Below are 14,431 nucleotides of genomic sequence, written 5' to 3'. Positions count from 1 at the left end.
CGACGATAGACGAAGAGCGAAGGACGAGCTTGTCGGAGCCGGCCTCCTGACCGTGCCCCCGGCGGTCCCGCGCTCATTGTTCATCACTTCATGACTTCATGGCGGCCCGCGGGGGCATGGTGATGAATCCGATTAGACGTACATCTCCCAGGTATGTTGGGCCCGCCAGCCCAGAAGCCGTTCGGCTCGGCGGCAATCCAGCGCCGACTGTGTCCCCGTCAGCTCGATGCGCTTGGTATCCGGGAAGTAGCGCCGAACCAGATCGGCCGTGGGCACGTCCTTGATGCGCGAGTTGGGCGCGGCGATGAAGAATCGGTGATGGCCGGTGAGAGGCGCCGTCAGGGCCAGCCGGAAGGCGGTGGCCAGGTCGCGCACATCGGTGTAGGCCCACAGGTTAAAGCTGCCGCGGGCGGGATCCTGCCACTCCTGTGGAAAGCGAGCGTACATCTCGGGGAAGACCACAAACGAGGGACGTAGCGTGATCACCGTCATCGCGGGCGTGCGACGAACGAAGCTGTCCGCGATCACCTCGCCCACCTGCTTGGAGAGGCCATAGGGGTCTTGGGGCCACAGCGGGTGGTCCTCATCCATGGGGACGTACTCGGGCGCCATGGCGTGGCGGGCGAAGGGAAACCCCACGGCGGAGTCGCTGGAAGTCAACACCACGCGCGAGATGCCCAACGCGCTGGCGGCCTCCAGCACGTTGTACGTGCTCATCACGTTGTTACGGAACACCACCTCTGGCGGGTCGCTTAGGGGGTGAGGGATGGCCGCCAGGTGGATCACCGCGTCCATCCCGGATAACCCGCCGTAGGTCTGGCCCAGATCCTCCAGATCGGTGCGAACGAAGCGGCCGCTCGGCTCGGAAGGCGGTGTCACGTCCAGGTTCACGATCTCGTGGCCGTGCGCCAGCAGCTCCTTGATGACGAAGCCCCCGATGCGGCCGCTTCCTCCGGTGACCGCTACCTTCATCGTCACGTGACCTCCACCGCCACTTTCACGACGCCGTCTCGGTATTCGGCGTTCAGCTCATAGGCCTCGGCGACCTGGGATAGAGGAAAGCGGTGGGTGATCAGGCTCATCAGGTCGACCTTGCGCTGCTCGGCCAGCCGGATGGCCCGCGGGTAGGTGTGCTTCATACGGCGGCACATCTTGATGGTCAGCCCCTTGCGCCGCGCGGCCGAGGCGCGCATGGTCATCACGTCCTCGCTGGGGATGCCCACCAGGATGACCCGCCCGCCGAGACAGGCGATCTCCGCCGCTTCCGCCACCGTCTCGCTGCCCCACGCCGCTTCAAAGACGACATCCACCCCGCGCCCGTCGGTGGCCTCCATGATCGCCTGCACGGGATCGGCCTCCTGGACGTTCACCACCGCATCGGCCCCGTAGCGACGAGCCAGCTCCACCCGCCATGGCAATCGCTCCGTCACGAAGATGGGGTGCGCCCCGGCGATTCGGGCCATCTCCAGGATCATGAGCCCGATGGGGCCGGCTCCCAGGATGGCCACGCTCTCCTCTACCTTCAGCTTGGCCAGGTCCACCGCGTGGATGGCGATGCCCAGCGGCTCTAACAGGGCGGCCTCGGTGTCGTTGATCGTGTCCGGCACTGGGAAGCAGCTATGCGCGGGCATCACCATGTATTCGCACAGCGATCCATCGTCCGGCCACAGACCGCAAAAGCGCAGGCGGGTACACAGGTTGGGGTGCCCCTTTTTGCAGAACTCGCAGTGGCCGCAGGGCATGGACGGGTCCACGGCGACTCGCTGCCCGGGTCGCAGGGGCTCGTCGTTACCGTCGCGGGCGTCCGGCCCCACCGCGATCACCACGCCGGCGAACTCATGCCCCAGGATCAGGGGGGATTGCAGGTCCGTGTCCCCGATGCGCGCGTCCAGGTAGGTGTGCAGGTCCGATCCGCAGATGGTGGTCACCGTGACCTGCAACAGCGCCTCGCCCGGGCCCGGCTCGGGCGGTAGCGGCACCCTCTCGACTCGCATGTCCCGTGGCCCGTGCAGTCGGGCCGCCCACATCCGTCCATCCTCGGTCAGCTTCGTTGGAGCGGTCGTGATGTTCTCTTGTGGCACCGTCATGGGATGATCTCTCGGGTTCCGTGATCTTATCGTATGGGCTCGCGGCCGGATCCGACCGCGAGCGTGTCCAGACGTGTGCCCAGTATAGGGCGGGAGCCATGGAATGTCAACAGTTTTGAGGTCTATCTCACCCCCTGCGGCCTGTGATCGCCTTTCACTCGGCGAACACGCGCTCCCGGGTCCGCTCGCGGGTGTAGGCTTCGTAGCGCTCCTTCAGATACACAGGCACCGGCACGTCCCACCAGCCGGCCGCGACGCCGCCGCTCAGGCCGAACTCGCGGTTCACCATCACCTCGATCACGAAGGGCGCCTCCTGCTTCAGCGCGCGTGCGGCCGCGTCGGCCAGCTCATCGGGCTCAGTCACGCGCACGGCCTCCACCCCAAACGCGCGGGCGACGTCGGCCAGATGGGGCGTGGTGGGCTCGCCGCTCGGACCGTGGAACCGGGTGGCGAACGCACTCTCCGGCCCAAAGGCGGCGATCTGCAAATCCGTGATGGACTGCCACCCGGCGTTGTTCATGACGACCACCAGGATGGGGATGTGATACTGCACGGCCGTCGCCAGCTCCTGGACCGTCTGCAGGAAATCGCCATCCCCCACGATGGCGACGGCGGGCTGCTCGGGAGCGGCCAGCTTGGCCCCCATCGCCGCGGGCACCGACCATCCCATCGTGGAGAAGCCCCCCGCGCTGAGGTAGGTGCGCGGCCGGGTGAACGCCATGGACTGGAAGACCTCGGCCTGGGAGTGCCCCGACGAGGTGAGCACCATCGCATCCTCGGGCAGGACCCGTCGCAGCTCCTTCAGGGCGCGGGCGATGGTGATCGGGCGCACGTCGGCCTCCTGTGCCTTTCGCACCGTCGTCAGCCACTCCTCCCGGAGCGAGCGGATCTCCACGGTGTATTCGCTGTCCGTGTAATCTCTGGCCGGGCCGCGCTCGGCGACGGCGTCCGCCAGCGCCTGCAGCGTGGCGCGGGCGTCTCCGATGATCCCGACCTCTACCGGGTAGTTCTTGCCGATCTCGTGCGGGTCCAGGTCCACGTGGATCAGCCGGGTGGGCGGGATGGCGAGGGAAGCCCCCGGCTTGTACGAGGAGGCCGTCTTGTCGGAGAAGCGGCAGCCCACGGCGAGCAACACATCGGCCGACGTGCAGAGGGCGTTGCCCACGGTGGAGCCGTTGGCGCCGACGTGCCATCCGTACAGCGGGTGATCCTCCGGGAAGGCGCCCTTGCCCATCATGGTGGTGACCACGGCCGCGCCCAGGTGCTCCGCCAGGCGCCGCAGCTCCCCCTCCGCGCGGGCCAGGATGACGCCGCCACCGGCCAGGATCACGGGCCTTCGTGCGTTCCACAGGAGATCGGCCGCACGGGCGATGGCCTCCGGATCGCCGCCCGGCCCGCCCGCGACGCGGGCCGATATGGGCAGCGGCAGCTCCACCTCGGCCGCCTCACACTGGATGTCCATGGGCAGGTCGATCAGCACGGGCCCCGGCCGGCCGTGGAGCATGGAGCTGAACGCCTGCGGCAGGATGCGGGGGAGTTGATCCACACGCGTCACGGACCAGTACGCCTTCACGACCGGCTCCAGGATGCGCGGCCAGTCCGCCCAGCGCACCCGTTCGATCTCCTGCAGGACGCCGGTGCCGCGCATGTAGGTGTGCACGTTGCCCGTCAGCACCAGCATGGCGGTCGAGTCCACGTAGGCGGTGGCCACCCCCACGACAGTGTTGATCGCACCCGGGCCGATGGAGGTGAAGATGGCCAGCGGCCGGCCGGCCACGCGGAAGTATCCATCGGCCAGGTGGGCGGCTGCCTGCTCATGGCGCACCTGGATCGTGCGGATCGCGTCCTGGCGGCGGCGCAGCGCGTCCACCAGCCCCAGGTTCCCGTGGCCCGGGATGCCGATCGCATAGGGGACCCCCTCACGAACCAGATACTCAACGATCACTTCCGATCCGGTCAACATGCTCACACCTCCCTTCGTGCTGCCTGGTATGCGTCCAGGATCACCCGCAGCGTCTCCCGGGCGTCCTGAGGCGTGACGCGGAACTCCCGTTCGTGGACCAGACAGTCCACGAAGTGATGCACCCCACGCTTCACCGAAAAGGGCCACCAGTTCGGATCGTGCTCCACCGGGAGGACTTTGCGCTCGCCGCCCTGGAAGATGACGAGCGGCTCGGCATCCTCGCTCACGACGTGCAGGGATCCGGTGGTCCCGTAGATCCGCTTGCGCTCGCTCCAGGGGTCGGCCGCGGCGTAGGTCATCGCCAGCGTGACCAGCGGGCCGTCCGGGTATTCCATCACGACGACGGTGGTGTCGTCCCCTTTGTCCTCCGCCTCGACCACCGTGCGCTGCCAGCGACACGTCACGCGTTCGGGCGCGCCGAACCACCACAGCATCAGATCCACCACGTGGGTGCCGGTATCGGCCAGCACGCCCCCACCGGCCCTCGCCCAGGATCCCTTCCAGTGCCCTGGCTGGTTCATGCGCTCCAGCTCGTTCCCGATGACCGTCACCGTCGCCATGAACGGGCGCCCGATGGCCCCCGCGCGGAGCTGGCGCTGGACCTCCTCGTGGGCCGGCAGGAAGCGCTGGTTCAGCGCCACGAAATAGCGCTTTCCCGCCCGCTCGGCCGCGGCGATGAGTTCATCTGCCTCCTGCAGCGTCAGCGCGATCGGCTTCTCGCTGAGGAGGTGCTTGCCCGCCTCCAGCGCGGCGATCCCCACCGGGTGGTGCAGGTCGTGAGGCAGGCAGATGTCCACCACATCGATCGAGGGATCCTCCAACAGCCGGCGGTAATCGGACTCGATCCGCCGCAGGGTGTGCTGGCGAGCCATCGCCTCCTGCGCCGCTCGATTTGGCTCCGCCAGGGAGATGGCCGTGACATCCGGGTGGGTGGCCAGCGCGTCCAGGTGGACGCGGGCCACCATCCCCCCGCCGATAAGACCCACATGAAGACCCATGGTCGCCTCCTGCCCAAATCTGGTTGGGCACTTTCATGTGCAGTGAAGGCTAGGAGTTTGATGATGAAGATGCACCGCCGAGGCGCAGAGAGCGTGGAGATGCTCAATTCTCCGCGCCCCCGGCGTCTCTGCGGTTTGTCAGTATCCCCTAGAGCGCGTCTGAGAAATGCCGTTGCTTCTGCTGTGGGGAGCCCCCCGGAAAAAGTCCCTCTTCTGCCTTCGACCTGCCCGGCCTCGGCCCGGGTCCTTCGGGAAGGGCCGAGAAAGGCAGGTGCAGGCCGGAAAAGTGGGATTTCCGTGGAGGGGAGGCCCCCTCCACACCTCCCCCTGTGGGGCTGGTAGCTGAGGGAGCCCCCTCAGGCACCTTGCCGGTAAATTTCAGACACACTCCTAGGCCGGGAACAGCGCCCGGATCTGTTCCATGCTGATGGCCGCGGCCTTCGCCGGATCGCCCTTGAGGACGGTCCGGTAGTAGGTGAACGACTCGAACTCCACCGAGAGCGCCCCCGTGTACCCTACCTCGTCGAGGGCCGACGCGAACGCCTCCCAGTCGATCATCCCCTCGCCCAGCATGGGGAACATGAAATCCCGGCCGTGCACGCCCGGCCGACCGATCACGTCCTTGAGGTGGACGTGGTAGATGCGGGGGCCAAGCTGTCGGATGACCCACGGGACGTCGTTGTCGTAGAGGCGGTAGTGGGAGGGGTCCATGTTGATCCCCAGATGGGGGCTGTCGTAGCGCCGCAGAAGCTCCTGGACGGTGTAGTAGTCGTGGGCCAGATGCCCGAACACGGCCTCGACGGCCAGGTAGACACCCGAGCGCTCGGCCAGCGGCACCAGTTCGTCGAAGGCCCGCTGCAGGATGTCCCAGGCCTCCCCCTCGCTGATGTCCACCCCCAGCCTGGGCGCCTGGGGATCCCAGGGGGCCGGCCCGGTGAATACGTTGACGACCTGTACCCCCGCATCTCCGGCCACCTGGATGCATTCCCGCACCAGGTTCAGGCGGGTGCGATGCAGGTCCCTGTCCGGCGTCAGTATGTCATGCTGTGCGACGACCTCCGATACCTCCAGCCCGGCCTCGGCCGACACCTTCACCAGATGGGACAGCGCATCGCGTCCCTTCCGCTGAGGGTGATAGTGATCCAGCGGCCATTCCACGGCCTGGTAGCCCAGCTCACGAACGACCTCCTCAGGCCTCCAGCTGGAGAAGTCCAGAGAGGCCAGAAATCCAAATGTGCGCATCGCAAACCCCCTCCCCGCGACGGAGCCCTCAGGACATCAACTCCTCCGCCATCGCCCGGGCGGCCTCCCGGATCGCCACCAGCTTGTAGTCTCGGCTCCAGCGGTTCACCGGGATGAGATCGAACACGCGGGCCCGGATGTGCTGGATCCAGCGTTCCATGCTCAGCAGACAGGTGATCATGCCGCCGCCGCTGCCGCCAGCGGCTGCCACGGCGATGACCGGCTTCCCGAAGAGGGCGCTTTCCTCCCGCCGGGGCGCCTCACATCGTCGCAGCCGGTCCGTGAACGCCTTCGCGGACTCGCTCAGATCCCCCCAGTAGACCGGGGTGACCAGGACCAGCGCATCCGCCCCCCGGACGCGAGCGTGCAGGGGTTGGAAATCGTCCTCTTCCTGGCATTCATGCTCGTTCAGACAGGTTCCCCAGCCGTTGCCACATGCCTGGCACAATCCGATGTCCAGGTCGTTGAGCCGTACCTCTTCGGCCTGGCCGCCGGCCTGGCGGATGCCTTCTACCGCCGCGGCCGCGCAGGCTGCCGTCAGGCCATCTCGATTTGGACTGGAGCTGAGCACGATCACGTTCATGTTCCCTCCTCACTGACTTAGGATCCTACATAGTGTACCATATCTGCGATGCTCTTGCCCGGTGGGCGCGATAGTGTATCCAAAATGGTGGGAATTCCGCGAGACGACCCGCGACCTCATCGCAAGCCCTCAAGGGAGATGCGGAAGGACCTCCCTCCGCCCAATCACCCTCTTCTCTGCCTGGCACCTGCCCTTTCCCGGCCTGATTCGGGTGGACGAGGTCGGTCGAGGCGGGTGAGAGGCGGAAACCGGGAGGTTTCTTTTGAGGGGGTGTGCCCCTCAAGGCTCCTGCCGCGTTTCCACCGAAAAGGATACACCATCGCGGCGTGGAAGATGCGCCTGTTTCGGCGGAAATAGCGGACTTTTGCCACATTGACAAACAACAGATCTTGACGTATGATGCTAGCGGTTTGTCCGGTATAGCAGTATGAGCCCCCCGTCTCGTTCCGTATGTGATAACGATAGGGGGGCTGAGTTTGTGAAGAGAAAAAGGCACCTGGGCGGATATGAGCAACGGCAAACGCGATTACTACGAAGTGCTGGGCGTAAGCCGGAACGCGACGCAAGAGGAGATCAAGCGGGCGTACCGGCGTTTGGCGCGTCGATACCATCCGGATATCAACAAGTCACCGGACGCGGAGGCCCGTTTCAAGGAGATCAACGAGGCCTATCAGGTGCTGAGTGATGAGGAGAAGCGCGCCGTTTACGATCGCTTCGGGCACGCGGCGACTCAGGGTGCCGGCTTTGGCGGTTTCGGGGATTTCGCCGATTTCGGCGGCTTCGGGTCCATCTTCGAGGACCTGTTCGGCGGCTTCGGCATGCGTACCTCGGCCGCGCGGCGTACTCCCACCCGCGGGGCGGACCTGCGAGTAGATGTGCGGCTCACCTTCGAGGAGGCCGTCTTCGGCTGTACCAAGGAGCTGGAGATCCCTCGCTCGGAGACGTGCCCGCATTGTGGCGGGTCCGGCGCGGAGCCCGGCACGACCCCCGTCCGCTGTCCTCAGTGCAACGGGCTGGGCGAGATCCAGCGCCGCCAGCATAATCCGCTCTTCGGGACCATCGTGACCCGCACAACCTGCCCGCGTTGCGAGGGCACCGGCGAGGTCGTCACGACGCCGTGCCGCGAATGCCGTGGTGCCAAGCGGGTGCGTCGTACGCGTCGGATCCAGGTGGATATCCCGGCGGGGGTGGACGATGGCACCCAGATCCGGCTGGCGGGCGAGGGCGAGGCCGGCCTGTACGGAGGCCCGCCGGGCAACCTCTACGTCGTGCTCAGCGTCGAGCCGCACCCCTTGTTCCAGCGGCAGGACTACGATATCCTGCTGGAGCTCCCCATCGATATCGTGCAGGCGGCCCTGGGCGCGGAGGTGGATGTGCCCACGCTGGATGGGCCGGTGAAGCTCAAGATCCCGCCCGGCACGCAGCATGGTCGCGTCTTCCGCCTGAAGGAGAAGGGGGTCCCCTATCTGCGACGTCGCGGCCGTGGGGATCTGTTGGTATCCGTGCGCGTCGTCGTCCCCACCGAGCTGACGGAGGAGCAGCGTCAGCTCTTGCGAAAGCTGGGGGAGACGCTGGGCACGAAGAACCTCAATACGGAAACCCGGACCGTATTCGATAAGATCGTGGATGCCATTGGAGATGCCTTCAAAGGCTCAGAGTCATAGGCCGGCGAGCGATGAGGTGGCTGGAGATCAGCGTTCGCGTGGACCAGGAGGCAGCCGAGGCCGTCTGTGAGCTGTTCAATCGGTTCGCTCCTCCGGAGGGCAACGGCGGCGCGGTGGTCGAGATCAATGGATACGACGCTCGCGGCGAGCTCAAAGACTCCTCCGTCGTCGTGAAGACCTATCTGCCGATCGACGAGCGCGTGGATGCGATCCGGCAGCGCGTGGAGGAGGGCCTTTGGCATCTGGGGCAGATCTATCCGATCCCTGAGCCCCAGTTTCGGGAGTTGGCCCAGGAGGACTGGATCGACGGCTGGAAATCCCAGTTCCAGCCGTTGCGCGTTGGAGCTCGCCTGGTGATCAAGCCGAGCTGGCACGCCTGGGAGCCCTCCCCGAACGACGTGGTGATCGAGCTCGACCCGGGCATGGCGTTCGGCACCGGGCTACACCCGACCACACGTCTTTGTCTGAGGCTGTTGGAGCGCTACCTTCGCCCGGGGATCTGCGTCCTGGACCAGGGCTCGGGATCCGGCATCCTCTCCCTGGCGGCCGCCAAACTGGGCGCTGCCCGGGTTCACGCCCGGGATATCGATCCGGCTGCGGTCCAGGCGACCCGGGAGAACGCGGAGCGCAATGGCCTGAGCGATCGGATCCAGGTCACCATGGGAGCCCTCCCCCCGGAGGGCCGCTATGATCTGATCCTGTGTAACATTTTGGCCGATGTCGTCATCAAACTGTTGGCGGACGGTTTGGCCGATCGGTTGAAGGCGAACGGCGTCTTGATCACCTCCGGGATGCTCACCTCACAGGTGGACGATGTGGTCTCGGCCATCACGTCGTGTGGATTGCGCGTGTTGGAGCAGCAGGAGGAGGGCGACTGGGCTGCGCTGGCGGCTCGGGCCCCGGATGCAGGCTGATGCATCGTTTCTTTGTGCCCCCCGAGGCGATCCGGCAGGGACAGGTCCGTTTCCCGAAACCCGCGGCGCGGCAGATGGCCCGGGTGCTCCGGTTACGGCCGGGCGACATGGTGGCCGTGCTGGACGGGCGGGGCTCGCTCTATCGCGTGACCCTGCAGCGTGTGGAGCGGGATGAGGCCGTCGGCCGGGTGGTCGGACGGGAGGATGCGACCGGTGAGCCCCGTGTCTCGTTGGTCCTGTACGCCGCGCTGATCAAGGGCTCTCGCTTTGAGTGGATCGTGCAGAAGGGGACCGAGTTGGGCGTGGCCCGCTTCGTGCCGATGGTCACCGAGCGGACCGTGGTTCGTGATCTCCCCCTCTCGTCTCACCGGATGGCCCGGTGGGAGCGCATCGCGCAGGAGGCCGCCGAGCAGTGCGGCCGGGCCCGCGTCCCCCAGATCGTGGAGCCGGTGACGTTTGCGGCCGCCTGTCAGCAGGCGGCCACGGCTGATCTGGGCCTGATCGGCTGGGCGGGGGAATCGCAGCGCTCTCTGGACTCCCTGTTCACCGACCGGCCGGGCGACGTGGCCCTGTTGATCGGCCCGGAGGGCGGATTCACGCCGGAGGAGGTGGCGCTGGCGAGGGCCCAGGGGCTCCTCCCCTTCTCGCTGGGGCCGCGCACGTTGCGTGCGGAGACGGCTGCCATCGTGGCCGTGGCCCTGGTGATGTACCACGCGGGCGAGCTGGCGCCGCCGGGCGTCCATGCGGCGTAGTCGTTCCGGCAGCCGGGTCGGGTGGGCATCGTGGATTGCGATGAGAAAAAGATGGGATCCTATTGCGAATTTTCATGGCGAGGAGAAAGAGATGAGCGAGCAGGTGGAGAACGTCATCATCATCGGTAGCGGACCGGCAGGGCTCACGGCCGGGCTGTATACGGCCCGGGCGGAGCTGAACCCTTTGCTGTTCACCGGCAACGAGGTGGGCGGTCAGGTGTCCATCACGAACGAGGTGGAGAACTACCCCGGGTTTCCGGAGGGGGTCACCGGCCCTGAGCTGGTGGAGCGCATGCAGCAACAGGCGGAGAAGTTCGGCTGCCGCATTGAGTATGATTACGTGACGAAGGTGGATTTCCAGCGGCATCCCTTTGTGGTGGAGACCTCCAGCGGGAAGCAATACGCGGCCAAAGCCGTGATCGTGGCGACAGGTGCCACGCCGCGTAAGCTGGGCGTGCCGGGAGAGCAGGAGTTCACCGGGCGAGGCGTCTCCTATTGCGCCACCTGCGATGGCTTCTTCTTCCGTGGAAAGGAGATCGTGGTCGTAGGTGGGGGGGACAGCGCGCTGGAGGAAGGAATCTTCCTGACCCGCTTCGCCTCCAAGGTGCGCATCGTTCATCGCCGTGATCAACTGCGCGCCAGCCAGGTGCTCCAGCGTCGCGCGTTTGCCAATGACAAGATCGAGTTCATCTGGAACTCGGTGGTCACATCGATCAACGGCGACAGCATGGTCCAGTCGGTCACGTTGAAGAACGTGAAGACGGGAGAGGTGAGCGAGCTCAAGACCGACGGCGTCTTCATCTACATCGGCCACGTGCCCAACAGCGAGCTCTTCGTAGGCCAGCTGGAGATGGACGATCTGGGCTATGTGATCACCGATAAGCGTGGACATACCAGCGTGCCCGGCGTGTTCGCCGCCGGCGAGATCCAGGATCGGATCTTCCGACAGGTCGCCACGTCCGTGGGACAGGGATGTGCGGCGGCGATGGAGGCGGAGAAGTTCATCGCCGAGCTGGAGGACCGCACGTACGAGGGGATCAAGGAGGAGGCGCTGGCCTCGTAGCCGGTGCTGATCCCGATGAAATCACCAGGGCCTCTGTCTTAGCTGACAGAGGCCCTTTTGTTGTCGTAATGATCTGCGGGGGATCACCCCAGGATGGCCTGGATACCGCGCTGGGCCAGGTCCAGCCACACCCCCGGGTACAGCCCGATGATGATGACCAACAGGGCCGCGATCCCGGTGACCACCGCCAGGACCGGTCGCCAGGCCACCGTCGGTGGGACCTCCTCCTCGGACATGTACATGGCCACCACCACGCGCAGGTAGTAGTAGGCGGAGATGGCCGAGTTGATCACCCCGACGATGGCCAGCCAGGCGAGGTCCGCCTCCACGGCCGCCTGGAACAGGTAGAGCTTGCCGAAGAACCCCGCCAGAGGGGGGATCCCGGTCAGGGCGAGCATGAAGATCGCCATGGCCGCCGCCAGTACGGGGTGGGACCGGGCCAGGCCCCGGGCCTGGTCGGCCAGCACGTCCCCCTCCCCCTGGCGTTCCAGGGCGATGACGACGGCGAACGCGCCGATGTTCATGAAGGCGTACACGAAGAGGTAGAAGAGCACGGCGGCCACGCCGCTGGCGTTGGCCGCGGCCAGGCCGATCAGGATGTAGCCCGCGTGGGCGATGGAGGAGTAGGCCAGCATACGCTTGAGGCTGCTCTGTCGCAGCGCGGCCAGATTGCCCACCGTCATGGTGAGCACCGCCAGCGCCGCGATCGCGGGCACCCACGTCGCCCTGCCGGCCTGAAGCGCCCCCGTGAAGAGGCGCAGGAAGGCGGCGAACCCGGCCGCCTTGGCCCCCACCGACATGAACGCCGTGATGGGGGTTGGCGCGCCCTGGTACACATCCGGCGTCCACATGTGGAAGGGGACGGCGGCCACCTTGAACCCAAAGCCCACGATCAGCAGCGCGATGCCGATCAGGAAGGTGGGCGTGAGGGAGGCGGCCTGCGCGATGCCGGCGAAATCCAGCGCTCCCGTGCCCGCGTACACCAGCGCGATTCCGTAGAGGAAGAAGGCCGAGGAGAAGGCGCCCAGCAACAGGTACTTCAGCGCGGCCTCTCCGGAAGTCGCCCGCTCACGCTCGAAGCCGGCCAGGATATACAGGCTCAGGGAGAGCACCTCCAGGGCGACGAAGACCAGCACCAGGTGCGTGGCCGCGGCCATCAATGTCATGCCGAGGGCTGCCAGCAAGAGCAATCCGTTGTATTCCCCCTGCTGCTCGCCGTGGGCGTCCAGCCAGTTCATCGCCACCAGCAGGCCCAGGCCGGTGGCGGTGAAGATGATGAGGCGGAAGAACGCCGTATACGCGTCGGATACGGCCATCCCCTGGAAGTCCTGCGGGGGCTGGGATGCCAGCCTGTACGCGGCGCCCCCGGCCAGGACGACCCCCAGCAGGCCGACCCACGTCAGCCACCGCTTGTCGCCGATGAGGGTGTCCACGGCCAGGACCGCGATGGCGGTGACCAGAAGGATGACTTCGGGTAACACGGGAACGAGCGAAACTTGAATGCTATCCATACGGGTTCACCTGTTCTCAGGCGTGCAACGTGCAGGAATCAAACACGGCGATTGGGTACGATCGTGTGCGATCTGCCGTCCTCCATGTCCGGCATGTTCGCCCTCTACTTCCACAGGAACGTGATGGCGGGCGCCTGATATTGGGCGATGTGCTGCTGGAGCTCCATCACCGTCGGGTTGATGCGATCCAGGAACAGGCTCGGGAACAGCCCGATGATGAGGAACATGACCGTGATGGGCACCAGGATCAGCACCTCTCGCCTGGAGAGGTCCGTCAGGTGCTTGTTCTCCTGCTTGTCCAGCGGCCCTTGCATGACCTCCCGGAAGGCGTGAAGCAGGTACCAGGCGGCCACGATCACGCCCAGCGCTGACAGGGCGGCCGCCCAGCGGTGGGTCTGGAAGGCGCCCACCAGGATGCTGAATTCGCCCACGAAGCCGTTGAGCCCCGGCAGCCCGGCCGAGCTCAGGATCGTCACCAGCAGGAACGCCCCATAGATCGGCATCACCGCCCACACGCCGCCGAAGTCCGATAGAAGGCGGGTGTGCCGTCGCTCGTAGATCATGCCCACCAGGAGGAAGAGCGCCCCCGTGCTCAGCCCATGGTTGACCATCTGGATCACGGCGCCGCTCAGCCCCTGGGGCGTCATGGCGAAGATGCCCAGCATGACGAACCCCAGATGGGCGACCGAGGAGTAGGCCACCAGGCTCTTGAAATCCCGCTGGCGCAGCGCCACGATCCCGCCGTAGAGGATGCCGATGACCGCCAGCACGATGAACAGCTCGGCCAGGCTGGTCGCCGCCTCCGGGAACAGGGGTAGCGCGAAGCGCACGTAGCCGTACGTGCCCATCTTCAGCAGGACGCCGGCCAGGATCACCGAGCCCGCGGTGGGGGCCTCCACATGCGCATCGGGCAGCCAGGTGTGGAACGGGAACAGAGGGACCTTGATGGCGAAGGCCAGGGCGAAGGCCAGGAACAACCAGCGCTGCAGGTTCGGGTCCAGCTGCGCCTGTCCCAGGATGGCCGTCAGGTCGAAGGTGCCGGTCGCCTGGCGGAGCACCAGGATGGCGACCAGCATGAGGGCGCTGCCCGCCATGGTGTAGATGAAGAACTTCACCGCGGCGTAGATCCGGCGTGGCCCGCCCCATACCCCGATGATGAAGTACATGGGGATCAGGGTCGCCTCCCAGAACAGGTAGAAAAGCACCAGATCCAGGGCCAGGAACACCCCCAGGATCCCCGTCTCCAGCACCAGCATCAGGAACAGATACGTAACCGGGCGATCCGTGATGCTGTTCCACGAGGAGAGGATCACGATGGGGCCGAGGAACGTGGTCAACAGCACCAGGAGCAGGCTGATGCCATCGACCCCCAGGATGTAATTCAGGCCCAGCTCCGGAGCCCAGGGCAGCCGCTCCACGAACTGATATCCGGCCTCGCCCATCTCCCACTGGAAGAACAGCGGCAGGGAGATCAGGAACGTCGCCGTCGTGACCAGCATCGCCCAGTACCAGGGCGTACGTCCCTGCCTGGGAAGCAGCAACAGGATCAGCGCTCCCACCAGCGGGAGGAACGTGATGAGGCTCAGCCACGGTATGCCACTAGCCGATGTCATAAGTCTCCGTCTCCGATCTCTGATCTCCTGTGGCTTCCCGC

The 14,431-nt window shown here is 66.1% G+C and carries 12 protein-coding genes; 4 read left to right on the top strand and 8 right to left on the bottom strand.

Features of this window, described 5'->3' with window-relative positions; genetic code table 11:
* Positions 1-132 precede the first annotated feature (132 nt).
* The 6 genes from GXP39_15000 to GXP39_14975 all read right to left on the bottom strand — a co-directional run bounded on the left by GXP39_15000 (position 133) and on the right by GXP39_14975 (position 6,873).
* Positions 133-978 (bottom strand): NAD(P)-dependent oxidoreductase, encoded by an 846-nt coding sequence (locus GXP39_15000; protein NOZ29341.1) that lies wholly within the window; start codon positions 976-978, stop codon positions 133-135.
* The gene (locus tag GXP39_14995; protein NOZ29340.1) at positions 975-2,027 is read right to left on the bottom strand and encodes an alcohol dehydrogenase catalytic domain-containing protein; all 1,053 of its coding nucleotides are present in this window, start codon (positions 2,025-2,027) and stop codon (positions 975-977) included. The genes GXP39_15000 and GXP39_14995 overlap by 4 nt, the downstream gene beginning before the upstream one ends.
* Positions 2,028-2,241: 214 nt before the next feature.
* The gene (locus GXP39_14990) at positions 2,242-4,050 is read right to left on the bottom strand and encodes a thiamine pyrophosphate-binding protein (GenBank protein ID NOZ29339.1); all 1,809 of its coding nucleotides are present in this window, start codon (positions 4,048-4,050) and stop codon (positions 2,242-2,244) included.
* Between the two features lie 2 nt (positions 4,051-4,052).
* On the bottom strand, positions 4,053-5,048 hold the full coding sequence (locus GXP39_14985; protein NOZ29338.1) for a Gfo/Idh/MocA family oxidoreductase: 996 nt from the start codon (positions 5,046-5,048) through the stop codon (positions 4,053-4,055).
* Positions 5,049-5,438: 390 nt separating this feature from the next.
* Positions 5,439-6,290 (bottom strand): sugar phosphate isomerase/epimerase, encoded by an 852-nt coding sequence (locus tag GXP39_14980; protein ID NOZ29337.1) that lies wholly within the window; start codon positions 6,288-6,290, stop codon positions 5,439-5,441.
* A gap of 28 nt (positions 6,291-6,318) precedes the next feature.
* Entirely contained in the window at positions 6,319-6,873 is a 555-nt protein-coding gene (locus tag GXP39_14975; GenBank protein ID NOZ29336.1) for a flavodoxin family protein, read from the bottom strand.
* Between the two features lie 506 nt (positions 6,874-7,379).
* On the opposite strand from GXP39_14975, the gene dnaJ reads away from it, so the two are divergent.
* The 4 genes from dnaJ to trxB all read left to right on the top strand — a co-directional run bounded on the left by dnaJ (position 7,380) and on the right by trxB (position 11,266).
* Entirely contained in the window at positions 7,380-8,537 is a 1,158-nt protein-coding gene (gene dnaJ / locus GXP39_14970) for a molecular chaperone DnaJ (GenBank protein NOZ29335.1), read from the top strand.
* Positions 8,538-8,548: 11 nt separating this feature from the next.
* Positions 8,549-9,451, top strand: coding sequence for a 50S ribosomal protein L11 methyltransferase (prmA, locus tag GXP39_14965; protein NOZ29334.1), 903 nt, complete (start codon positions 8,549-8,551; stop codon positions 9,449-9,451).
* The gene (locus tag GXP39_14960; GenBank protein NOZ29333.1) at positions 9,451-10,203 is read left to right on the top strand and encodes a 16S rRNA (uracil(1498)-N(3))-methyltransferase; all 753 of its coding nucleotides are present in this window, start codon (positions 9,451-9,453) and stop codon (positions 10,201-10,203) included. The genes prmA and GXP39_14960 overlap by 1 nt, the downstream gene beginning before the upstream one ends.
* Positions 10,204-10,294: 91 nt before the next feature.
* Positions 10,295-11,266, top strand: a complete 972-nt coding sequence (trxB, locus tag GXP39_14955) for a thioredoxin-disulfide reductase (protein ID NOZ29332.1) — start codon at positions 10,295-10,297, stop codon at positions 11,264-11,266.
* 83 nt (positions 11,267-11,349) lie between these two features.
* Here the strand turns inward: trxB and GXP39_14950 are convergent, their stop codons facing one another.
* Together GXP39_14950 and GXP39_14945 are read right to left on the bottom strand one after the other, a co-directional pair.
* On the bottom strand, positions 11,350-12,777 hold the full coding sequence (locus GXP39_14950; protein ID NOZ29331.1) for an NADH-quinone oxidoreductase subunit N: 1,428 nt from the start codon (positions 12,775-12,777) through the stop codon (positions 11,350-11,352).
* A gap of 104 nt (positions 12,778-12,881) precedes the next feature.
* On the bottom strand, positions 12,882-14,390 hold the full coding sequence (locus GXP39_14945; protein ID NOZ29330.1) for an NADH-quinone oxidoreductase subunit M: 1,509 nt from the start codon (positions 14,388-14,390) through the stop codon (positions 12,882-12,884).
* Positions 14,391-14,431 lie beyond the last annotated feature (41 nt).

The organism is Chloroflexota bacterium (assembly GCA_013152435.1).
GTDB lineage: Bacteria > Chloroflexota > Anaerolineae > DUEN01 > DUEN01 > DUEN01.
This window is presented reverse-complemented; position numbering and strand designations above follow the sequence as displayed.

Coding starts and splice junctions, on each gene's coding strand:
- GXP39_14995 (NOZ29340.1), bottom strand. CDS start 2,027: ATGTGGGCGGCCCGACTGCACGGGCCACGGGACATGCGAGTCGAGAGG.
- GXP39_14990 (NOZ29339.1), bottom strand. CDS start 4,050: ATGTTGACCGGATCGGAAGTGATCGTTGAGTATCTGGTTCGTGAGGGG.
- GXP39_14985 (NOZ29338.1), bottom strand. CDS start 5,048: ATGGGTCTTCATGTGGGTCTTATCGGCGGGGGGATGGTGGCCCGCGTC.
- GXP39_14980 (NOZ29337.1), bottom strand. CDS start 6,290: ATGCGCACATTTGGATTTCTGGCCTCTCTGGACTTCTCCAGCTGGAGG.
- GXP39_14975 (NOZ29336.1), bottom strand. CDS start 6,873: ATGAACGTGATCGTGCTCAGCTCCAGTCCAAATCGAGATGGCCTGACG.
- dnaJ (NOZ29335.1), top strand. CDS start 7,380: ATGAGCAACGGCAAACGCGATTACTACGAAGTGCTGGGCGTAAGCCGG.
- prmA (NOZ29334.1), top strand. CDS start 8,549: ATGAGGTGGCTGGAGATCAGCGTTCGCGTGGACCAGGAGGCAGCCGAG.
- GXP39_14960 (NOZ29333.1), top strand. CDS start 9,451: ATGCATCGTTTCTTTGTGCCCCCCGAGGCGATCCGGCAGGGACAGGTC.
- trxB (NOZ29332.1), top strand. CDS start 10,295: ATGAGCGAGCAGGTGGAGAACGTCATCATCATCGGTAGCGGACCGGCA.
- GXP39_14950 (NOZ29331.1), bottom strand. CDS start 12,777: ATGGATAGCATTCAAGTTTCGCTCGTTCCCGTGTTACCCGAAGTCATC.
- GXP39_14945 (NOZ29330.1), bottom strand. CDS start 14,390: ATGACATCGGCTAGTGGCATACCGTGGCTGAGCCTCATCACGTTCCTC.